Annotated in this window: 25 protein-coding genes and 1 CRISPR repeat array; all 25 genes read left to right on the top strand. The window is 42.8% G+C overall.

All coding sequences use genetic code 11. The features are described from left to right. Positions 1-35 precede the first annotated feature (35 nt). The 25 genes from QTA56_RS03510 (at position 36) to QTA56_RS03390 (ending at position 22,355) form a co-directional block, all read left to right on the top strand. Complete coding sequence (locus QTA56_RS03510) at positions 36-989, top strand: hypothetical protein (protein WP_267979559.1); 954 nt, start codon at positions 36-38, stop codon at positions 987-989. Continuing rightward, complete coding sequence (locus QTA56_RS03505; RefSeq protein ID WP_267979558.1) at positions 986-1,393, top strand: hypothetical protein; 408 nt, start codon at positions 986-988, stop codon at positions 1,391-1,393. Before QTA56_RS03510 ends, QTA56_RS03505 begins: the two co-directional genes overlap by 4 nt. Before the next feature lie 3 nt (positions 1,394-1,396). Next, entirely contained in the window at positions 1,397-2,470 is a 1,074-nt protein-coding gene (locus QTA56_RS03500; RefSeq protein ID WP_267979557.1) for a major capsid protein, read from the top strand. 10 nt (positions 2,471-2,480) lie between these two features. Further along, positions 2,481-2,855 carry a hypothetical protein gene (locus tag QTA56_RS03495; RefSeq protein WP_267979556.1) on the top strand — a complete coding sequence of 125 codons (375 nt, stop codon included), beginning with the start codon at positions 2,481-2,483 and terminating at the stop codon, positions 2,853-2,855. 8 nt (positions 2,856-2,863) lie between these two features. Further along, positions 2,864-3,304, top strand: coding sequence for a gp436 family protein (locus QTA56_RS03490; RefSeq protein WP_267979555.1), 441 nt, complete (start codon positions 2,864-2,866; stop codon positions 3,302-3,304). Positions 3,305-3,311: 7 nt separating this feature from the next. Continuing rightward, a complete protein-coding gene (locus QTA56_RS03485) occupies positions 3,312-3,788 on the top strand; it encodes a phage virion morphogenesis protein (RefSeq protein WP_267979554.1) in 477 nt (158 codons plus the stop codon). Next, the gene (locus QTA56_RS03480) at positions 3,781-4,212 is read left to right on the top strand and encodes a phage tail terminator protein (protein WP_267979553.1); all 432 of its coding nucleotides are present in this window, start codon (positions 3,781-3,783) and stop codon (positions 4,210-4,212) included. Before QTA56_RS03485 ends, QTA56_RS03480 begins: the two co-directional genes overlap by 8 nt. 1 nt (position 4,213) lies before the next feature. Then, positions 4,214-4,426, top strand: coding sequence for a hypothetical protein (locus QTA56_RS03475; protein ID WP_267979552.1), 213 nt, complete (start codon positions 4,214-4,216; stop codon positions 4,424-4,426). Beyond that, positions 4,419-5,171, top strand: coding sequence for a phage tail tube protein (locus QTA56_RS03470; RefSeq protein ID WP_267979551.1), 753 nt, complete (start codon positions 4,419-4,421; stop codon positions 5,169-5,171). Before QTA56_RS03475 ends, QTA56_RS03470 begins: the two co-directional genes overlap by 8 nt. Positions 5,172-5,294: 123 nt before the next feature. Then, positions 5,295-5,477, top strand: coding sequence for a hypothetical protein (locus QTA56_RS03465; RefSeq protein WP_267979550.1), 183 nt, complete (start codon positions 5,295-5,297; stop codon positions 5,475-5,477). Positions 5,478-5,714: 237 nt separating this feature from the next. After that, positions 5,715-6,284, top strand: coding sequence for a hypothetical protein (locus QTA56_RS03460; RefSeq protein ID WP_267979549.1), 570 nt, complete (start codon positions 5,715-5,717; stop codon positions 6,282-6,284). Between the two features lie 37 nt (positions 6,285-6,321). Then, positions 6,322-6,510 (top strand): type II toxin-antitoxin system HicA family toxin, encoded by a 189-nt coding sequence (locus tag QTA56_RS03455; protein ID WP_267979548.1) that lies wholly within the window; start codon positions 6,322-6,324, stop codon positions 6,508-6,510. A 2-nt stretch (positions 6,511-6,512) separates the two neighbouring features. Further along, entirely contained in the window at positions 6,513-6,896 is a 384-nt protein-coding gene (locus QTA56_RS03450) for a type II toxin-antitoxin system HicB family antitoxin (RefSeq protein ID WP_267979547.1), read from the top strand. 260 nt (positions 6,897-7,156) lie between these two features. Further along, positions 7,157-7,930, top strand: a complete 774-nt coding sequence (locus QTA56_RS03445) for a DUF4882 family protein (RefSeq protein WP_267979546.1) — start codon at positions 7,157-7,159, stop codon at positions 7,928-7,930. A 329-nt stretch (positions 7,931-8,259) separates the two neighbouring features. Continuing rightward, positions 8,260-9,195, top strand: a complete 936-nt coding sequence (locus QTA56_RS03440) for a hypothetical protein (RefSeq protein WP_267979545.1) — start codon at positions 8,260-8,262, stop codon at positions 9,193-9,195. 149 nt (positions 9,196-9,344) lie between these two features. Further along, the gene (locus QTA56_RS03435) at positions 9,345-9,827 is read left to right on the top strand and encodes a Rha family transcriptional regulator (RefSeq protein WP_267979544.1); all 483 of its coding nucleotides are present in this window, start codon (positions 9,345-9,347) and stop codon (positions 9,825-9,827) included. Between the two features lie 144 nt (positions 9,828-9,971). Then, the gene (locus QTA56_RS03430; RefSeq protein ID WP_267979543.1) at positions 9,972-13,835 is read left to right on the top strand and encodes a tape measure protein; all 3,864 of its coding nucleotides are present in this window, start codon (positions 9,972-9,974) and stop codon (positions 13,833-13,835) included. Positions 13,836-13,845: 10 nt separating this feature from the next. After that, positions 13,846-14,256 carry a hypothetical protein gene (locus QTA56_RS03425; RefSeq protein ID WP_267979542.1) on the top strand — a complete coding sequence of 137 codons (411 nt, stop codon included), beginning with the start codon at positions 13,846-13,848 and terminating at the stop codon, positions 14,254-14,256. A gap of 147 nt (positions 14,257-14,403) precedes the next feature. Then, a CRISPR array of direct repeats spans positions 14,404-14,791; the repeat unit is 28 nt; unit sequence GTAGTTCATCGCACAGATGATTTAGAAA. A 159-nt stretch (positions 14,792-14,950) separates the two neighbouring features. Beyond that, the gene (locus QTA56_RS03420) at positions 14,951-15,760 is read left to right on the top strand and encodes a DUF4882 family protein (RefSeq protein WP_267979541.1); all 810 of its coding nucleotides are present in this window, start codon (positions 14,951-14,953) and stop codon (positions 15,758-15,760) included. Positions 15,761-15,866: 106 nt separating this feature from the next. After that, complete coding sequence (locus tag QTA56_RS03415) at positions 15,867-17,828, top strand: hypothetical protein (protein ID WP_267979540.1); 1,962 nt, start codon at positions 15,867-15,869, stop codon at positions 17,826-17,828. Positions 17,829-17,830: 2 nt separating this feature from the next. Then, complete coding sequence (locus QTA56_RS03410) at positions 17,831-19,441, top strand: hypothetical protein (RefSeq protein WP_267979539.1); 1,611 nt, start codon at positions 17,831-17,833, stop codon at positions 19,439-19,441. A 52-nt stretch (positions 19,442-19,493) separates the two neighbouring features. After that, complete coding sequence (locus tag QTA56_RS03405; protein ID WP_267979538.1) at positions 19,494-20,732, top strand: hypothetical protein; 1,239 nt, start codon at positions 19,494-19,496, stop codon at positions 20,730-20,732. Further along, positions 20,725-21,105, top strand: a complete 381-nt coding sequence (locus tag QTA56_RS03400; RefSeq protein WP_267979537.1) for a hypothetical protein — start codon at positions 20,725-20,727, stop codon at positions 21,103-21,105. Before QTA56_RS03405 ends, QTA56_RS03400 begins: the two co-directional genes overlap by 8 nt. After that, complete coding sequence (locus QTA56_RS03395) at positions 21,102-21,500, top strand: hypothetical protein (protein ID WP_267979536.1); 399 nt, start codon at positions 21,102-21,104, stop codon at positions 21,498-21,500. Before QTA56_RS03400 ends, QTA56_RS03395 begins: the two co-directional genes overlap by 4 nt. Before the next feature lie 3 nt (positions 21,501-21,503). Then, complete coding sequence (locus tag QTA56_RS03390) at positions 21,504-22,355, top strand: hypothetical protein (protein WP_267979535.1); 852 nt, start codon at positions 21,504-21,506, stop codon at positions 22,353-22,355. The last annotated feature ends 4 nt before the right edge of the window (positions 22,356-22,359 follow it).

The following is a 22,359-nucleotide window of genomic DNA, read 5'->3' as shown; positions in this document are numbered from 1 at the left end:
CCGTCCATTTGGGGCGGTTTTTTATTGGGTGAAATATGGCAGATGAGCAAAATAAATTCTGTTTTCGGCTAAATGAGATCGCACTTGATCAGCCAGTTGAAAACAAAAAGCGCACTTTTTCAGGTGTGGCATATAGCGGTGAGGTAATTACCGACCATTGGTATTGGGATCGGGTGATTTTTGATCTTGACTCAATGCAGGTCAAGGGACGTATTCCCGCATTGCTTGAGCATTCATCACGGCAACGTGCTGGGGCAATCAATAGTCATGCAATCAACCATAAGGATGGCTTTACCGTTTCTAGTGACTTGATGAGTAATGAGTTTGGTACTCAGGTCGCCCAGGATTCGGACGATGGCTTTCCGTGGCAAATGTCAGTGCGTATTGAACCCTCAACCATTGAGGAGATTCAGGCAGGTACAGCAGTTACTGTAAACGGGAAAGTGCACCAAGGTCCAATTACTGTGTTCCGTGGTGGCCGTATTCGTGAAGTGTCTTTTTGTGCCCTGGGTGCAGATGACAATACCAACGCTGTGGCAGCAAGTCATAGCCCTAAAAAATTTAATCAACAAGAGGACACAGACGTGACCGAACTAGAACAGGCAAAAGCAGCACAGCAAAAGGCTGAACAGGAACGTGATGCAGCACAGGCTGAATTGAAAAAGTTCAAGGCTGACAAGCGAACTGCGGACATTACAGCACTGGAAACCGAATTAAAGGTTCAGTTTAGTGCTGAGGATAAAACAGCGTACACCAATATGGATGATGCAACATTTAGCTTTACAGCTAAACAGTTGCGTCAATTCTCAAGCAAAACACCTGAACAGCAACCAGCACCACAGCCTACACCTGCACAGCCTAATCCAGCATTAGCGCATCTATTTACGCATCAGGCAAATGGTGGACAGGGTGGTGCAGGTCAGCCGCAGGGTTCCGCACTCGACCAGGCATTTAATAAATTTGCAGCAGCACAAGGAGACCATCAATGAGTCGCACAGTAACAGTAACGGGTGGTAGCACTATCACAACCACTATTGAAAGCCGCCAACTCGTCGTTGGTGATGGTGTTCGTACTGAAAATGCCAAGCCAACAACGGCAACGGCTTATAAACGTGGTGACCTGATCGCCGTGAACGCGGCCAATGTTGCCACGCATCCTGCTGTAACAAGCGGTGTGGTGGGCGACTGGCATGCCATTGTGGTTGAGGACATGACAGCGGAGCAATCCACCTACCATGCCGCAAATGGCCTTGAAATGCCTATCTATGTGCAGGGGCCTTTTGATGTTGCCGTGGTAACGGTCAACGGCACCAAACTGGCTACCAACCAAGTGGATGCGGTTCGCGCACAGGGACTAAAGAACAAAATCGAATTACGCAAAGTCGTGGGGTAAATCATGAGCGTTAGTTTTACATTTCAAAATGCACCAGTAGAACTGCTGGACATTCCTCAGCTGGTCTTGTTAACCGACACCACAAAAAAGGTGGATACCTGGTTAATGGACCGTTTCTTCCCTCAACGGGTGTCTTACTCCAAGAAAGAGGTGCCTGTGGGCGAGTTGAACACGGCCACACCACTTGCGCCGTTTGTCAGCCCCAACGTTGCAGGCCGTCAAATCAATGTGGCTGAATCTGGCAAGGTTGCTTTTGTGAAGCCAGCTTACTTAAAGCCGATGGTGACCATTGTGCCAAGTGATGTTCAGGATTCTGCACTGGTCTCACAGTTACGCCGTTATGGGATTGTTGCAACAGGATCAAATCGTTTAAGTGATGCGGAGTTACTGCTGATTGACCAGGCACAAAAGGCGATTTACCTGCGCCAGTCAATTGAAAACCGAAAACTGCTGATAGCCCGTGATGTTCTGCTTTACGGTAAAACCACATTTGCATCGGCAGACTTTCCATCCTATACCGTTGACTACAACCGTGATGCAGCATGTAACTTTGCGCCGCTGGTGAAGTGGAACCTTGCCAATGCCACGCCTGTTCAGGACATGCAAGGCATGATCAACATTTCGGTTGAATATGCTGGGGTGGCACCCAACCTGGCACTGACCTCATCAAAGGTTTTCAATGCCTTGATCCAGAATGATGAGTTTAAGGAAAAGTTCATTAAGCCGTATGCAAGCATCAGTGTTCCAATCACGCCAACATTTGATGATCCAGCTAAACCGCAGTTCCGTGGCACAGTGGATAATGTCCAGATCTGGACCTATGACGGCACCCACAACATGAACGGATCGGTTGAGCGTTTCATTCCTGAAGATTTCTTTGGGATGATCTCTGATGCCAATGGCTGGATGGCGCACTGTGCGATTCAGAATATTGAGGCCTTTGGTCAGGCATTGGAGTTCTTCTTAACCCAGTGGCAGGAAAAGAACCCATCGAGCATTCAAATGTTGGCTGAGTCCTCACCACTTGCTGTGCCAAACAATAAAAACGGTTTGGTTGGTGGTCGTGGCTTTGTTTAAGGAGAACTAAATGCCAAAGTACATTGCAAAACAATCCATTGGTCATTTCCGACCAGGTAAGGAAGTCACGGGGCTTGAAGATAAACAACTTCAGGCCCTTTTAACATCTGGGGCAATTGAGGAATATACGGAGCCTCAACAGGAACAGTCCGATGATTCCTCCAGCCAGTTGCAGCAGCTTGCCGCTGAAATCGCTGATCTGAAAGCTGATAACCAACTGTTCTCAGATGGCAAGGTAAAAGCGGATGCCGAAATCGCTGATCTGAAAGCTCAGGTTGCCAAGCTTGAAAAAGACTTGATCGCAGCAACCGCGAAGTCCACCAAGGCTGGTAAAGCCACTGCGGATGAAAACGCAGACAAGGGGACGCCAGAACCAACCAAATAAGGTGATTTATGTATGCAACAAGACAAGACCTTGAGCAGAGGTTTGGCGCAGATGAAATAGCAAACCTTGAAGCCATGCAGACTGTACCAGGAGCGCTTGAGGAAGCGCTTCAGGATGCCACAGAGGAAATAGACAGCTATGTCGCTGTGGCCTATACATTGCCCTTGCCTGAAATTCCAAGCACCTTAAAACGTGTGGCCTGCAATATTGCCCGCTACCGTCTGTATTTTCAGCAACCAACGGAAGAAGTGACTAAACGTTACGACGCCGAGGTGAAATATTTACAGCGTGTGGCTGATAAAAAGGCAGTGCTGCCAATTAAGAATGAGCAGGATCAACCAACAGGCGAGCTTCCACCGCAGTCACCAGCAACCATGCCAATCGGCACCACCTACAAGAGTGGTGTTTTTGGCGATGCCGTGCTGGACATGATGCCAGGCATTAAGTGAGGTGCTTATGCCAATTGCCATAACAGTTAAGGCGGATGGTGAATCGCCAATCATGGCCTTAATGGAGCACCTTGTTGGATATGACAAGAAAGCCATGTTTGATGAGATCGGCGCTTATGGCGTTAGTTCGACTCAGATGCGGTTTATTGACCAGTCTGGTGTGGATGGCAATCCATGGAAACAGTCATGGAGAGCCAGGTTGCAGAATGGACAGACTTTGCGAGACACAGGCCGCCTGATGAACAGCATAACCTACAATGTTCTAGGTGATGGTGTTGAGTGGGGTACAAATGTGGAGTACGCCGCCACTATGCATTATGGAGTCACGATCTATCCCAAAACAGCAGGGTATTTGGTGTTTCAGGTGGCAGGTAACTGGCGCAAGGTAAAAAAAGTTGAGATTGAACCAAGGACATTTTTAGGTATCAACAATGAAGATGATGAGTCAATCCTCAACATCATCGGGAGGCACATAGGTGGCTAACTTTTTTGCTGTACGTGCTGAAATTGCTGAAAAGCTCAGGGAAATACCTGGGTTTAAGCAGATTTACACGCCGTTAAATTCTGTTTCTGTCACTGAAATGAGCCAAGTTACACCCGCAGCCCACGTTAATTTCCACCGAGTTCGCAAGGTGGATGATGCGGGACGGGGTAAAAGTAATCTGCTGGGACTGCAATGGGCGGTAACAGTGGCCTGCCGCAATGCCCAGTCACAGCGCAATGACATTACGGCTGTTGCTGATGAGGCGGGTGAATTTCTGGATCGGGTTATTGAGCTTCTGGGTGGATGGGAGCCTGACAGTTCAATAGCACCATTGCAGATTGTTGATGTTAAGGATGGGTATGGTCCAGCATTTGTCTATTACACCGTGATCTTTGAATCACAAATGATTATAGGAGCTGCTTAACATGGCAGAGAAACAATACAGGGCCCTACAACCTGTGGGGCGGTTCAGCAAGGGTGACTTTGTAGCGGGTTTAAGTGATAAGCAAATCACTGATTTACTTGCAGCAAAGGTCATTGCTGAAGTTGAAGAAGAAAAACAGGCCGAAACTGAAACACAGGTTGTGGAAGTTAAGGCAACACCGAAGTCTAATAAAGAGGTCAAGACAAATGGCTAAGGAATATATCTATCTTCAGGGTAAGTTCTATTTATCCAGGATTGCAAACGGTGTTGCAGGGGCAATGCGATTCATTGGCAATGTGCCAGAGTTTGAGATTGCAATTACCGCAGACCTGATTGAGCACACTGAAAGCACATCGGGCAACAGTACAACGGATTTCACAATGGTGAACACCACGGGTGTGGAGTTCTCAGGCCAGCTTGAGGAAATCAATCCTGAAAATCTTGAGTACATACTTTCTGGTACCAACCATGAAGTTGCATCAGCCACGGTGACAGACCAGAACATTGGTACCGTGGTGGCGGGTGAGGAAATCATGCTGGATGGATATAACCTGTCTGCCGTGTCATTTAAGGATTCCACTGGTACGCCCGTTACGGTAGACCCGTCCAAATACACGCTTGACAGTAAGTTTGGCACCGTGGTTTTCAATGATGTGACTGCACTGACCATGCCATTGAAAGCAACCTACACCACAGGTGCAGTGACCCACACCACGATTGCCTCTGATCTAGAGGAAGAGTATGAGCTTTTCTTCAAGGGCATCAACAAGGCCACCAAGAAACACATGGCGGTGCGGTTATGGCGTACCAAGAAGTCACCTGAGACCACATTCCCACTAATTCACAGTGAACTGGGGCAGTATGAGATTCAGGGGCAGGCTTTGTCAGATGTTGAAAAAGAGTCTGATTCAGCGCTTGGGTTATATGGTCATATCGTGACGATTCCAGCAGCAACTTAAACACACCGTGCAGGCACAGGGACGCATCAGCGTCTTTTTTTGTGCCTATATAAAAGCAAAAAGCCCACGATTCGCAGTCGATGGACTTTTTTATTTCCAACCTTTAAGAGTCACGGATAAAGGATGAAAAATTTCTTTAATTATACCCCCAAAAACCAAACAAAGGTAGACGGTAAGATGACAGCAAAAGATTCAGGTGTAGTTGGAAAAATCAACGCTTATGGCGACTTGCTTTTCAAGATTGGCTTAGTTATTTCCATGCTGCTAATTGCATTTACATATTTTTATGTAGGTGTTTTAAAGTGATAGATGAATTAAAAGAAAATTTAAGTGTCATTGTTGATGCTTTTTACCACAATCCAGTCGCTCTTGTATTGGTTATATTGATTGTATTGGGTTGTGGCGCATCAACAATTTTGACGTTTAGGCTTGTCAGGAAATATGAATTTTTAGCTCTATATTTCTTAATTTTTATCGCATTCTTGATCTTTAGCTTCTATGTGAATTTGTTTATAGAATTTATCAAACTAATTAGGTGATGAAATGAATGACTTTTTTCTAGCAAACAATGAATCATTGCCTTATACATTCATTGACCAGAATATCCAGATAAAGCAAATTCAGGTAAAGGATATAGATCGATTTGCACAATATGCCAGTCAGTTTAAAAAATTGGAAAGTTATTCAGTAGAAACAATTACGCCGTTAATAGAGCCATATATTCTTCAGGCTATGGGTGTTTGTTCCATGGCCACTACACTTGATGCAAATAATTTTGCAAAGCATTCAGAAGAGCACACATTAATAGCTGAACTGATTTTAAATATTATCCATGTGAATGAGGCCTATTTTAAGAAAGAAAAGGTGCATCAGGGTTCAGGGCAGAAAACCAAGGATGTGAGTTGGTTCCAGTCATTTGCATACCTGACCAAGTTTGGCGGCCATAGACCTGATGACATTATGAATATGTCATATGGCGCATTCCTAAAGTATCTGGATGAAGCTCAGGCAATCGAACGCCAGCAGATCAAGTCCTATGCGATTGCAACCAGAGTGGCTAACAATGCCAAGCAGAGTGGGTGGGATAAATATTTAAAGCAGTTGGATGGTTGATCTAGCTTAACGCTATTTTGGTGTGTATAATTACACAATGAACAGTAAAGACATTATCAAGCGCTTGGAACAAGAGGGCTGGGTCAAAGTGGGTGGTAAGGGTGATCATGAAAAGTTCAAGCATCCTGAAAAGCCTGGGCATGTAGTTGTGCCACACCCCCGCAAAGATATGCCTATTGGAACATTGCGTAATATATATAAACAAGCTGGCTGGGAATGGAGGTAAATATGTTGTATCCAGTATATGTTCATAAAGACCAAGATTCTGCTTATGGTTTAACTTTTCCTGATTTTGACGGGTGCTTTAGCGCCGCAGATGATATGCAGGATATTGCACGTATGGCTCAAGAAGCTGTAGAAGTGTATTTTGATGGGGAGGATTTAGAGTTACCTGAACCATCAAGTCCTGAGCAGTGGATTGGTGATGATCGTTTTGAGGGTGGGTATTGGTTGTTAGTGGATATTGATACCTCTAAAATCAATAGCAAGTCTGTACGTATTAATATCAGTATGCCAGAGGCATTGGTTAAACGTATTGATGCAGTTGCCAAGAAACAACATTTAAGCCGCTCTGCATTTTTAGCTAAAAGCGCAGAAATGGCGTTGCATTAATTATGGAAATCATAACAACTAGATAAAAGAAAGCCCCAAATGGGGCTTTTCCATTTAGTTAAGACTCAATGTACTGTCGCTCCCGATAGCCCAGTAACCAAGGATGGTAGCTGTATAGGCCGCTTAAAACTGGAAGCTTATACTATCTATAAAATAAAAAGTTAAATATTTCACAGTTTTATAAGCCACTTATCAGTTTTTTCTAAAAAATTTAGTTAGGTATGTATACTGAACTTTCTATATAAAAAGGGTAAAAAACCATGAAAAAAATAATCTTAGGTACATTAATCAGTGCAGCAACAATGGGAAGTACGTTTGCGGCTTGTACCTATAATTTTGATGCAACGGCAGCGCAGCTTGCCCAATTAAACACTGGCACGAGTGTATTTCCAAATATAAATAACCAGAAAGTGGGCTTTAACATTACAGCAAACATGGGAACAATTGGCTATGCAGCATTTAGCTCTGCCTATGCAGCAAATAAGAGCCCTAATAACAATAGTGGTGATGGCGATGTAACATTGCCAGCAACGCCAGGCATATTTGCATTTGAATATAAATTTAAGGTGCCTACCTATTTGTTATCAGGAGATGAGGGCCTAGCTTTTTTTCCAATTGCAGCAGTAGGAACATTCAATAACGAACAAGCTCAAGCTATTGGATTAGTTTATACAAATAATGTTTCAACCAATCCAAATAAAAATGAATTTAGATTATTTATGAATTTTACAGGGAATGGTTTTAGTATGCCTGTTACCACAACTGCTAGTGGATACCAAACCATAGGTATCTATGTAAATATGACTAATGGTCAGGTGGGTGTTGTACATAATGGGGTGAATAAAGGTTATATTGCAACCTTAACAAAATGGTTTGATAAATTTGCTTTTGCAAATGCTGGTGCGCAATATCAATTCGCGAATAACTCATCCAGCTTAGGTCAAGAAGTATCAGTTGAGTTAATCACTGACCACACCAAACTTCAAAATACTTACCCTACAGGAACAACTGATATTTGTGGAAACACAATTTAAACTAATTAACCCGCTTCGGCGGGTTATTAATGAGAACGAAAATGACATTACAAGGATTGATCATTGTTTTATTTGCGATGAGCTTAGCTTTTGTGACCTATTTATATGTAGATTACAAAGAGACAGGTGGATATGATAGAAACAGTCACTAAAGAATGGATGGGTGTAAGAAGTATTTTGAGGTTAATAATTGATTGCTGAAATTAAGAAGATTGTTTTTAGTGTCCTTAACTTATAAATTTTTTGAAAAATACCAAATTACAGTGATATTTAAGTTTTTATGGTCGTGCTACTTTTTAATCTTAATTAATAAATAGTGGTAAAAAATTATGGGAATAATAATCTTAAATCCTGAACAAGCTAAAGGTCAGCTTACCGAGGCGATAAAAACACAATATCCAAACGAATATTCAGATATTATAAAAACTGTTCAGTGGACTTGTGCTGATGAATTGAAGAAAAAGCTTGGTACAAAAGCTATTTTTGGTGTGAATCAAATTTCTGTTAAGGCAGCAGCAGAATTGGGTTTTTCTTTTGGTGAAGCCTCAGTGGATGCATCATCGGTAGTCTTTATTGCTGACTACCTACGCTCTATTACTCAAACCGATATTCCTGAGCTTCCTAAAGAGTTGAGAATAAATAACCCAATTAGCTCAGTTACGTGGGGAGTTGGTTTTAGAATTGCAATTTGTGTAAAACAATTAGAGGCACATGCCAAAATGAGTTTGGGCTTTTTAAGTGCAAGTGCAGATCTGAGTGCATTAGATTCGTCATTTCAATTTGCATCAATGGGTATGCCTGAAGAAACAGTTCCAGAAGTGATTCTTAACAATGATGGTACTTTTAAATCAGAACAGCGTATTGCCTTGGGCCAGTGGATGACTAAAGTAGATAAATTGATTATCAATGATGACGAAATAGGACAAATTAATCCGCTTATAATATCAGCATTTGTAGAGGGGATTAATCCAGCACCTCCAAAGATTCAAACTTCTGAAATTTATGCGTTATCATCTATTTCTAAAAATTTATCATTCAATCAGGCACAAACGGAACTTAAGAATAGTGAAGCCAAACTTAAGACAATTAATTTGTACTCAGTGGGTGATTATTATAAAAAATATATGGGTTATCCAGTATTAGGGGCAAATCCTGGCTTCAGTGAAACGATTCCAGAAGAGGTATTGGTTAATGGCATTCCATTGGATGTTTGGGCTACCAATTATCTTAATGAGTTGAGCTTGATAACAAACTCTTTAAAATAATGAGTGATAGAAATCACTTGATTCTTTTATTTTTAAACCTAATGAATTTACCTTTTAGAATTAAGTAAGATAATTCAGTAAATTGGGAAAAGTTCGAAAAATAAAGGTAGCACAGCAAAAGTTGTGCTACCTTACTAAACCTGCGTGCAATGGTCACACAGGAAAATGGTGAAGTTAAAACAACGAGCTACGCTGTAGCTGATGCATTTGGGAAAAAGCATTACAATGTGTTTCGAGATATAGATAAATTGCGTTGTTCTGAAAATTTTAAAAACCTCAATTTTGAGGTTTGCTATGAAAACAATGAGTTACAGAATGGAAAGCCTAGAAAGTTCTACCGAATGACCAAAGATGGCTGGATGTTTTTGGTTATGGGATTTACGGGTGAAAAGGCAGATTTAATCAAAGAGCAATTTATTGATGCCTTTAATTGGATGGCTCAACAATTAATACAAGTGTTTCAGTCGAAATGGGCGAGATACAATCAAATGTGTCTTGATTATAAAAATAGAAAAGAACAGGTGAGTTGTTCGGCCCGTAATATGCGTTATTGGCAAGATGATAAACCAGTATTTGAAAGTGAATTGACGAAACTGGAAAACGAGTTATCACCACAACTGCAACTTGTGTGACAACATTATGAAATTAGCAAATCAAGGGTGGCATTCGAAATGTCGCCCTTTTTTATTTCCACATTAGAAATGCCGAATTCAAGATTTTAAATCCAGAATTCTTGATTGGATTCTAAATGTGACCAAATTTATTGTGAGAATAAAATGTCTAAAGAACTAGTGTTTAAGGTTGTATTACAGGCTGATACCAAAGATTATGTATCTAATGTTAAGCAGTCGGAAGATGTTACCAAGGCGATTGTTAAAACAATTGCAGAGGAAGCGGATAAGCTACGTGAAGCATCAGAACAAGCGGGCAAGGAAGTCGGGAAGATTGTACCTGATGATTTAAAGTCAAAAGCCGATGATGCCAAAGCAGCAGTGTCAGAAGTTTCCAAGGCAGCAGATGAACTAGAAAAACAGTCGGGTGAAGCATCTGCAAAGGTCGCTGATCTTGGCGATAAGCTAAAAGAAACTGGTAATGATGCCAATATTGCCTTAAAAAATATTGGTGAGATTGTGCCAGAAAGCACAACAAAAATGGCAACTGCGCTTACCCAGAACTTGACCAATGCAACAACGGCCATTAAAAGTGCTGGCATAAATGCAGGTGAAACAGCCAAGAATTTCACTGAGTTTGGGCAGGTTTCAGAAAAAGCTTTGGGAGTACTGAAATCTGATTTAGATCAGGCTAAGCAGAAATTACAGGCTTTTTCTACAACCAACGCCAAGCCACAGGATATTGAGTCAGCCCAACGTGCAGTAGACCAACTTGAAAAAGAAGTTGAGCAGGCAGATCAGGCTTTCAACAACTTTACTCAGGCATCTAATAAGGCAAATCAGGAATTAAGGGAGACTGAAGCGACATCTGATAAAGCTCAGGTTGGCTTTTCAGTGCTTAAAACAACAATCGGGACGCTAACAGCAGGTTTGGCTGCACTGGGTTTGGGCTTGACCATAAATGAGTTGATAGCCACATCTGACGCAACTCAACAGATGGCATCACGTCTCAGAAATGCCACAGATAGTGTTGAAGAGTACAACCAAGTTCAAAGTAGGCTTTTGGAACTTGCAAATGCAACTTTCCGTCCACTAGCAGAAGCTCAGGAGGTTTACCTAGTTACAGCAGGGACAATGAAGTCATTGGGTTATAGCACAAATGAAGTGTTAACCCTGACTGATAGTCTGGCTTTATCATTCACCCATAATGCCACCCGCGCAGATCAGGCACAGTCTGCCCAAGATGCTTTAGCACAATCTTTAGCAAAAGGTTCTGTAGATGCTGATGCATGGATGAGCATCATCACTGGTGCTGATAATGTGGTGGGTGACCTTGCTCGAAGCACAGGACGTACTGAGTCGGAAATTCGCAAGTTAGGTGTAGAGGGTAAAATATCTGTAAATGAATTAACCAAGGCATTGATTGAATCAAGGGATCGAAACTTTGAACTTGCATCAGCAATGGAAAATTCCACTGCGGATGCCATGCAGCAGGTGAGAAACAATATTACAGCGCTCATTGGTCAGATGAATGAGCAATACAATATTTCCAGCCGACTAGCGAGTGTTATTCAGGGGTTGGGCGGTGATCTGGACTGGATCGCAGTATTGTTTGATGATGTCATGTTGGCTGTTGATGCTTTATCTGAAGAGTTCGACAGCATTGATCCAACTATTTTTGAGTCATTAAAGCAGGCTATTTCCTCAGCTTATGATGCCGTAAAGCAAATCAGCATTGGATTGTATGAGTTGGGTGAAATTTCAATCAAGCAGTTAAATGATGGACTCAACAATATTGTAGCAGTTTTGGGATCATTTACTGGAGAAGCAACAAAAGCAGGAGATCAAGTTAGTTTCCTGACACGTACCACCCAAGGCTTGAGTATCACATTTGAAGCTATATCCGATGTGGTATTTGCCTTGCGCCTTGTTGTGATGACTTTGGCTGGTGTTTTTTATGATTTAGGTGTTGTTATCAATGGTGTCTTGGCAACTATTACATTTGGTGATGTGAGTGACCAGTTTGCTGCCAATGCAGAAAAAATGCGACTCAAGGCAAAGCAATTCTATGATGATGTTGACCAGCTCGCTTTAGCACATGAATCTCAGGCTAAAAAGAGGCTGGATGAAGCTGTAGAAAGTGAAAGTGAGAAGAATGCTCGAATCCTTGCTGAAAACAAAAAAGCCCTTGATGATCTTTTGGCTATTCAGGAACAGGAGGAGCAGAATAGTGACAAGCTTCAGTCGCGTAAATTAAAGGCTGTCACTGACTACGCAACAGAAGCAGTGCAAGCCAATAGCGGTGTTTTAAGTTCAGCACTTGAACTGGAATTGGCGCAAAAGGGTTATTTCGCTACGGTTGATCAGGGTGGCAAAGTTGTTGTTACCCGTTTGACAGAAGCAGAACAGGCCACGGCAGCAGCTACCCTTGAGATCAAAAAACAAGAGCAGGCATTTAAGAATGCATCTGATACTGGCGCCAAACTTGGTGTCGATCTGGAACAGGTGGTTAATAAGGTATCTACTGGCTTTAGCGATGCACAAGGTCAGTTAAATAACTTCGTTAAGCAATTAATGATTGCTGGCATTGATGGTGAAAAGTCTGCGGATATGATCTATCAAGCTTGGCAAAAGTGGTTAAGTCAGGCAAAAAATACTGCTGAAATTGATGAAGCCAAGAAAAAGCTCATGGAAATGGGTGTTGCTGGGCAGGTGACTGGTGAGCAGCTTAATGCGGGTTTTAAACTTGCCAGTGCAGCAGCAAGAGACCTAGATCCTGCATTAAATGATGCAAGGGAGGCGGGTAAGGCTTTAGGCATTGATATTGATAAAACTGCCAATATCATGTCGCAAGGATTTAGTCAGGGCAGTACAAGTCTCGATACGTTAAAGCAAAAACTTGAAGAGGCAGGGATCACTGGTCAGGAAGCATCTAACACTTTATATCAAGGTTGGAAAACTTGGCTTGAAAAAGCTGACAGCCAGGTGGAGCTTGATGCAGCCAAGGCAAAGCTTAAAGAGTTTGAGGCGCAGGGCGTTTTCTCAACGAAGCAAGTTGAAATGGGCATGTTGGCTTTGAAATTACAAGCTCAAAAGGCTGCTGAGGCAACTGATGAAACAACAGAAGCATTTAAACGTCTTGGTATTCAAACCAAAGAGCAGTTAAAACTTGATGCTGAACTTGCATTGGCTGCCTTTAATAAAGTTCAAGCAAGTGGTCAGGCTACGGCTGATGGTTTAAAACAAGCTTATGAGCGTGTTATACAAGCTGCTATTGCATCTGGTGATCAGGCCGTTATTGCCAATGCCAAGGCGAAAGCCTCTTCACTGGGCTTGCAAGTTCAAATTGATGAAACAGGCAAGGCTGTTGTCAAAACGACTCAGGAGATCGTTGACGCTTTGTACCCGATTGGTTCTGCCGCTGAAAGTGCCACTGGTCGAGCAGCACAGGGCTTCAGGGACTTAGGCAGAACTGCCCGTGAAGAGGCTCAAAGCAGTGCCGATGCATGGGCTAAGGCAATGGAGGAGGTTGCTGCTAAACGTGCTGCACAGGCAGCGGAAACAGCCAAAGGCCTAGGTCAAATGGCTGATGGTCAGAATGCAATGGCACAGGACTTCTATGACCAACTGATTGCAGGTGGTATGGAAAAAGGCCGTGCAGAGGCACTTAAAAAAGAGGCCATGACACGGATGAACAACCAACTCATGGATAGTTTAAACGGTGGAACAGCGCAAGGCAGGTTTGATGCTGCGGTGGGTGCCAATGCATCAAAAGACTGGATGGACAATATCTTAAAAGGATTAAGCCATTCTGGTTCAGTGTCCACACCTCAGATCAATGCCCCAAGCATTCAGCCACCTGTTATTCAGCAGCCAACAATGCCGAATATCCCAACCGATAGTGGCCCATCTGTAACCTACAACATTCAGTTTGGTGGGAAAACCATGCAGATTAAAGGCTATGAATCCCAACGGGATTTAATGGATGAGTTTATGACAACCCTTGAAAGTTATAAAAAGAGTTCGTGAGATGAATTAAATGAGACTAATACGCAAAGCAACAACCGAAGCCGTTCCATTAGAGAACGGCTTTTTATTTTCTGATGAGTTTGACTGGAAGCCTGTCGAGCAGAATATTGAACGTGCGATCGATGGCACCTTGATTGTTCAAGAGGGCAAAAAGAAGTCAGGACGGCCAATTACCCTGCTATCCAAGACAGACAAACAGGGATGGATTAAACGTTCCAACCTTTCTGTAATTCAGGAATGGTCAGCATTGCAGGGGGAGCAGTTCACCCTTGTTTTTGAGTATCCGCACGACATCCGCCAGTTCAATGTGATCTTCAATCATGCCGAGGGTGCGATTGAAGCAACTCCAGTACGTGGCGTTCCATCCATTTCCGAGGGCGACTTTTACAGAGCCACATTTAGATTCTTAGAGGTGCCTTAAACTATCTATGTGGAAACCCAATAAATTTATCACTTTAAATTAAGGTAGATAATTCAGTAGGTTACTGGTTATTTAAAATCGTTGGGTAGCATAACAAAAGTTGTGCTATCTTGTTGATACTGTGAAAATTGCTGTTGGGTTTTTACTGTAGTTCATCGCACAGATGATTTAGAAAATTTATTAAATATGTCGAAATCAATTTCGAGTGTAGTTCATCGCACAGATGATTTAGAAATTTTAAAATCAAGGGGAATAAGCCTCTTGATCGTAGTTCATCGCACAGATGATTTAGAAAATGTTTTTATTCCTCGATTGTTTTAAGAAAATGTAGTTCATCGCACAGATGATTTAGAAATGACAAAATACCGCCAACATCTTCGTCAGTAAGTAGTTCATCGCACAGATGATTTAGAAATATCGCTTTATTTTTCTACGCGGGAACGCTGTGTAGTTCATCGCACAGATGATTTAGAAATCAACTTCAGAGGCGATAAACGCCTAGTTTTTGTAGTTCATCGCACAGATGATTTAGAAATGAAGCACCAGAGATTATAGATGGTGATCTAAGATTGTGGCTGCATAGAGGCAGAGGACAATATAGATTTACGTCAGTCCATGACGCATAGGTGATGTTGAGCATTTAACTGTATAAATATTTGTATATAATTAAATTTCCATCATAAAAGGAAATAAAATGAAAAGTATAATCTTAGGGGTATTGATTAATACAGCTACAATTGGAAGCGCATTTGCAACATGCACTTATAACCTAGATGCGACTCCAATAGAAATCTCTCAGTTATATTCAGGACAGAATATAACGGAAAAATTTCCTACAGTTGTTTCACAAGATTATGGCTATAAGGTTACTAGTACTTCTGGTGTTTTAAACTCACTTAGACTATATGCTGCTGGCAGTTCAACATTTGTACAAGCTGTATCCTCATGGGATGCCTCCAATTCAAAAGAGGCCACTCTTAATGGTGATATTACATTACCAGCAACAGGAATTTATGCTATTGAGTTTAAAATAAATAGTTTTCCCTACTCAGTGTTGTCTGGTTCCACTGAATATAATTTGGGAGCTATGATTATTGGTACAAGTAATAATCAAAGAGGGGTAAATATTATTCCAACCTTATCCAATACATCGACTGGATTAAAATTAAAAATTGAAATTGTTGATAAATTAGGGGGAACATATTACACCGTAAGTTATCCCGTGCCTACTCAGCTTGAAAATTTTAGATATGGTATATATTTTAATCAAGATTCCAAACAATTAGGAGTAATTGTTAATGGTATAAATAAAGGATATATTGGCAGTCCAATGTCTAATAAAATTGATGCTTTGGGCATTATTTTACAAGGGCGAAATTACAATATACCTAGCTATGCTGCATATTTAAATAAAAATATTACTGCTAAATTAATTACTGATAAAAATCAGATAATCTTTAATTATCCAGTAGGTACTAAGGATATTTGTGGTAATACAATTTAAGATTTGAACCTCTCATGGACGTTTTTTTAATTTTCTATTGAAAAGGTTTACTATTTTCTTAAGAGAAGCCGACCCACCGAGGTCGGTTTTTTTATTGGAGCATAAAATGCCAGTACAAACCAACAACCTTGTTTTATACAAGTCTGAGCGCTTGACTGACACCCCAGATGGCGGAGGTAAGTATTCAGGTCAAACTGTAGTGGACGGGGAAAGCAACAACCTTTTCACCGATGTGTCCGAACTTGACCGCACCATGGGCCGCGTGTCACTGCGTAAAATCTTTGCCGCCGTGAACAACAATGACACAGAGGCGCTGATGGGATCAACTGTATTCATTTCCAGGAATCCAGTTGATCCTAACGTTTCAGCACTGCTGTTCAGCACCCGTTCCCATACGGACACCCGCGATTCAGCACAGAACCGCCTGGAAAACTATCTGGCAAAAGGTGCTCAGGCAGTAGGTTCATTGCTTGATACCGCATATTCAGGCATGAAGTCATTTCAGGTGGCGATGGGTAAAAGTGAAACTGAAAACAATGTCGGTGACACTATTGTCCTGGTTGTAAGTGAGGGGACAGTCAACGAGTTTGCACAGTACGTGCGTATCACCAGCGTTGAAACCCGTATAGCAACCATACGCGTGAACAACAATGATGTTGAGTACAAGATTGCCACCTATGGTTTTCAGGACCCGTTATCCCGCGACTTTGTAGGAGTGTCTGCGTTGCAGTGGTACAACAATGCCAAGCCAGCCACCACGTTACGCGATTCAATTGTTGCCGATGCGGGTGTCTACAACGCAAGTGTTGCGCTGGCGGATGATGTTGCGGTGGGGAGTTTCACGGTTCAGGCTGAGTCTATTTTTTCCCAATTGATTCCCTCGTCACAGACCGAAACGCCGTTGCTGGACCTGAATGCAGTCAGCGAAAACCCTGCACTGGTGGCGGGTAATGTGGGAACCATCACTGTGCAGTACACAACAAACGTAAATACAGCACAGAGCCTTTACCTTGGATCTAGTGTATTACCTGGCTCTTTGTCATTTACCCTGTTTGGGCAGGCAATTACGGACAACGGTGGAACACTGCGGACGACAACAGGCACTCAGGTCGGAACAGTTGACTACCAGACTGGACGCATTGTGTGGACCAATGCCATTGGATCAGGCAACGCAATCCTGAACATTGCCTTTACGCCAGCGTCTGCGCCTGTACAGCCATTTGAATCCTATGCCTTGCCCGTAACCCAGAACAACCAGGGCACAAACTGGACGGGAGTGCTGGTTCCGATTCCCGCACCAGGTGCATTGTCCATTTCGTTCATGGCACAGGGAAAATTCTATGTGTTGAAAGACAATGGAACAGGGCGGTTGGTAGCAGCCAATGAGTCAATCGGTAGTGGCTCAATCAATTACACAACAGGGACATGGCTTTTAACCACAGGTGCATTGCCAGATGTGGGCACACCAATCCTGCTGCAATGGGGTAGCCCGATTACCACCTTTGCCCGTGCCAATCTGCCTGTGCTGCCAGCAGCAATTAATTTTGACCTGGAACAACAGGGAGTCAAGACAGGTGTGGTTGTTACATGGTTGCTTGAGGGTGTCGAAAAAACCGCAATAAGCAATGCACAGGGGCAGTTTACAGGTGATGCCACTGGGACGGTCAATTACGCCACAGGCATTGGCAAACTGATTCCAAACAAGTTGCCACAAAAAAACACCGTGTTTAATTTTGCCTTTGATTTTGGTGATCCAGAAACGCAGACAGCAAACAGCATCACGCCCGACAGCAACCAGAAGCTAAGTTTCACCATTGGCACAGGTACAGCAGTTCAACCCAACAGCGTTGAGCTGACCATTCCTGTTACTGATGAACTAATGGCTGGTGATCAGTATGTTGTACTGACTGACAGCCCAGTCAATGGTACGACTGGCAGTTTGGTGGATTCACTGGGTGTTGTTCGCGGAACAGTCATTTACTCAACTGGCGCAGTTGAGGTCACGCCAGTGTTGAATGCCACTGCTTATAGAAGAGTCTATACAACAGTTACTTATGGAGCAGCATAGTCATGGGTTTTATAATGCCACAAACGGACAACATATTGTCCGAGATAAAGACACTGAAAGCGTTTGGAGCAACAAATATCAGCGTAAAGTATCGCGACACGTCAAGCATATCCGCATCAACCAAACAGGTGACTGCAGATAAACTTGGCTTTGATTTGACTCAAGGTTTTGATGAGCAGATTCTGTCTGGGTCGGTGCGGTTCAAGCTGGGTGCCGATACCTTTATTGACCGTACAGGCTTGCTATACCGTAATGTGGATTCAGCCACAGGCAGTGGCATACAGTCTGGTACCATTCAATATGGTACGGGTATTGCCGAGTTTGACTCGTGGACTCCCAATGTTGACAACCAGCTCACCTTGCAGTCACTCACCACCACGACGGATATGCTGCCGATCCACCATGTCAGCTTTAGGACACCAACAATTCCGATTCGCCCTGGTTCATTGACGGTTGTTGTGGCGGCTATCGCGGGTAGCCAGTTGATATTAACTGCTGATGAGGCAGGCATTATTGAGACGGCTCAGGCGCATGGTTTTGTTAACTATGAGACAGGTTTTGTTGACATTTATTTCTATGTCAAAACTGAGATAACTGGTGCGAATAGAGATGCGATCGAGGCAGAGGAATGGTACCTGCCACAACTTGAGTTTACTGAGGCGGGCAAGACCTACATCAATGTGCCGTACTGGATTGATGCAACTTCTGTACGCTACAACGCCATTGCCTACACCTACATTCCGCTTGATTCAGAAATCCTTGGGTTGAGTGCTACCCGTTTGCCACCTGATGGTCGTGTGCCGATTTTCCGAGTGGGTGACATTGGTGTGATTGCATCATCAAAAAAACAGGAATTACCAAGCCATGTTGCGGGGCAGACTTACCAGCTTGATGACCAGCGTATTTCATGGTGTGAGCTTGAGGACAGCAACGGTGTTAAAGTCCCGTTCGATATGTATGTGGTTGATTATGACTATGGTCGAGTCACCTTAAGTGGTGACTTTGCACTTAATGCCCTGGTTGCGCCTATTTCAGCAGCATATCGCTACCAGGACATGGGCCTCATCAATGATGTGCAGATCAACGGCCAGATCACATTAACAAAGCCTGTCACCCACAACTATGATGCTGACAACTCGATTGTGGGTTCAGCGCTGGTGGTGGGCGATATGTTTAGCCGTTATACATCCAGGTTTGTGCAGGAAACCTGGAACAATGTTTGGGCTGATGTGCCAAGCGGTGCAGGCATTTCAGCAAACTATAACGATGCGCTGTACCCGATTCAGATAACAAATAAGGGCGCGATTCAGGAACGCTGGGCGCTAGTATTCACTGATAATGCAAATTTTAGGATTATTGGCGAAGTATCTGGACAGATCGACACAGGCAATCTGAACTCAGACTGTGCACCAATGAACCCTACAACCAATGCCCCATATTTTAAGGTTAAAAAGGAGGGTTGGGGTACAGGCTGGGCATCAGGCAATGTCCTGCGCTTTAATACAGTGGCAGCCATGTATCCAATCTGGTGTATCAGAACCGTGAAACAGTCTGAACCAACAACATTGAGTGACAACTTCCAGATTATGTTCCGTGGCGACATTGATCGCTAGATTTAAACCTAAACATGGCTGCAATCGCAGCCTTTTTTAATGAGGGAAATTTATGATTAAGCAAACGCAAACCAAGCTGTTTGACTTCTCAGATGTGGGTTTAGATTTTTGCATGGGTTCTAAAAACAAGTTTCCTGAAGTATTTAAAAAAATGCTCTCAGCAGGCTACAACCTAAAGATTGCAAATAGTGTCAGCATCTCAGGCAGTCAGGTCATCCTAACCTATGGTGTAAATCATGGCTATGTTGCTGATCGTGTACTACAGGTCACAGCAACAGGAGGCTTTAATAAAGAGGTTTATATAGACAGTGTGACTGCAAGTACAGTGATCTGTACGGTACTAGATGGAATCACAGCAGGTTTAACAGGGGCTATCAATACTAAAATTGCACCGCTTGGATGGAGTCTTGTCTATGAAGTCGGCAATATCCATGTCTACAAAATGAGGCATCTTGATGATACGGATAGATATGTACGGTTTTGCTTCCAGAATAATCCAAACCATCGAAATGCCATTGCCGTGTGCATTGGTAAAACAGCGAACTTAACAACGGGTGTGATTGATGACCCGCTTGCATTACAAAGCACGGCAAGCATTACGTCACCAAGTGCTGCATGGTTGCCCAAATGGGATACATACTCAACCACCAGTTCACAGGCGAATTTCTCATATTCTGAGGGTTATCCATCCTTTGGCAAGGGCATGTGCGTTGGTAGTCCCTATCATTTTGCTTTTTTGACAAATGATGGCTATACATCCGCCCCTCATCACGTTTATGGAATTTTTCCAACGGTTTGTTACGAATATGAGAAACTGGATTATCCTGTACTGATCGGGATTACCCCCACATCAGGTGGTGATGGTGCAGGGAGCAGCGCAGGCAATTTTTCAAGAACTACTGACACCAATGGTTTTGCATCAATCGGCAATATTCGGGTCCGTTTCGACAGTGCCAGTTCAACTGCATCAGAGTTGATGAACTCAATCACACCAGCGGCAGCAAATTCTTTTTTATCTGCGAATTTTGAAGAGTTCAATACAACAACAGTAAAACCCCTGGAGATTTATGAACACAGTACAGCACAGCATTTGGGCTACTGTTATGGCATATTTCTGTGTCAGTACGGGGTAACTGATACGCCATGGATTGGGATTACAAACAACCCCCTCATTACAACTGATACCGATTTCAACAACTTGATTATTGTTGCTGCTTCTGCCGCCTATAATGAATCTGCCCATACAGCAAGATTCCTTGCAGTACCTGTGGAGACTATCAAGCATGCTTAAAATTTTTAGATGTTTTTATGGTGGTTATGATCCTGACCACTTAAAACTGGCAGAACATGGCTATAAGGTTTTGCTGCTAAATGACTCAGCCAAACGTATTATTTCAATACTAAATTCAAGTCAGGGCTTTGGCAAAATCACAGGCACAACAAAAAAAAGAGGGGGAAACTATTCACCTGTGCCTGTATGTCTGTTTCGTCGTGACAATAGGCAGTTGCTTTGGGAAACACAATCCAAGGCTGATGGTTCTTATTTATTTAGAAATGTTGTGGTTGGGCTTGAATGCTTCATTGTTGCATTTGATCCAAACAATCAATACAACGCCGTGATTCAGGACAAGATAAAGCCATTTGATGGGAGAAAAGATGAATGAGTGTAATTCCATCCTTGGCCGCAGGGCTTGTACAACTGCAAGCACTGGCAAATTTTTTAGATCAGGGTAGCGGAAACGCTACCTTTGTTTATTTTGATAGTACAAAACCTGCAAATGTCGGGATTGCATCTGATCCAGCAGCAAAACTGGTAATGCTCAATTTGCCTAAACCATGTTTTAAAGCATTGCTTGTAGATGGCATTGAACTTCACCCTACAGACACAGGTATGGCAATCAATGCAGGGGTGGTTAAGTGGACACGTTTATATAATGGTGCTGGTGTTGCCGTAGCTGACTTTTCTATGGGTATCGACATTATCTTAAATAGCTACGACATTGCCCTTGGCTCATTTCAACAGCTTGACTCAATAATCTTAAAACCGTTTATGGGGTGATCTATGGCAGGTATTCGTTTAGAGTTTGCACAATTTGGTGACTTTGATTCATTTGATATTCACCGATCTACAACATCGATGGATGATATTGAAAACCTGCCAACAGCTTTGGCAACGGGTTTATCAACCATGTATTACATTGATGCTGATATTGTAAAAAATCAGAAATATCATTACCGAGTTGCGGTGTGGCGTGATGGTGTCAAATCAGTAAGTGAACAAATAACAGCTTGGGCTACAGAAAGTGTTGTTGCGATTTGGTCAGACTTTACAACAAATTTAATAGATGACACTGGGAAAACCTGGACAAAATATGGCGATGCAAAAATTCAGGGTGGAGCACTAACTTTAGATGGGGATGGCGATTATTTAACAACTCCGTTTAGCAATGACTATCATTTTGAAAACGGTGAAGATGTCACAATTCGCTTTAAGCTTAAGCTTACTGGCTACTCATCAGGCAATATTGCAGTTATCTTTTCAGCTTTTCAGCATACACCGACAGATCTTGGCTATGATGTTCGGGTGTCAACTACATATACAGGTTTTGTGACGTGGACAGGTGGATCAGCCATATTCCCTTATGTGATACCCCTGGACACTGAAACTGAAATATCACTTGAGAGAAAAGGGATGGTCTGGCGACTGTATGTAAATGGTGTTCAAAATGAGACATCAGTAACTCAAACATCAAACTACATAAAACCGATAAATCAGGCATCAGTAATCGGTTCGGGTGTACTCTCAGGCGATGGGCTAACCAGGGATTTAAACGGAACTCTACGTTATTTCCAGATTATCAAGGGCAAGGCATTAGGCAATGGGGGGAGTACAACACCCACAATAGTTGAGTAGGTTG

This window comes from Acinetobacter thutiue, assembly GCF_030385805.1.
Classification (GTDB): Bacteria; Pseudomonadota; Gammaproteobacteria; order Pseudomonadales; family Moraxellaceae; genus Acinetobacter; species Acinetobacter corruptisaponis.
The sequence above is the reverse complement of the archived record's forward strand: the minus strand, read 5'-3'. Positions and strand labels throughout refer to the sequence as shown.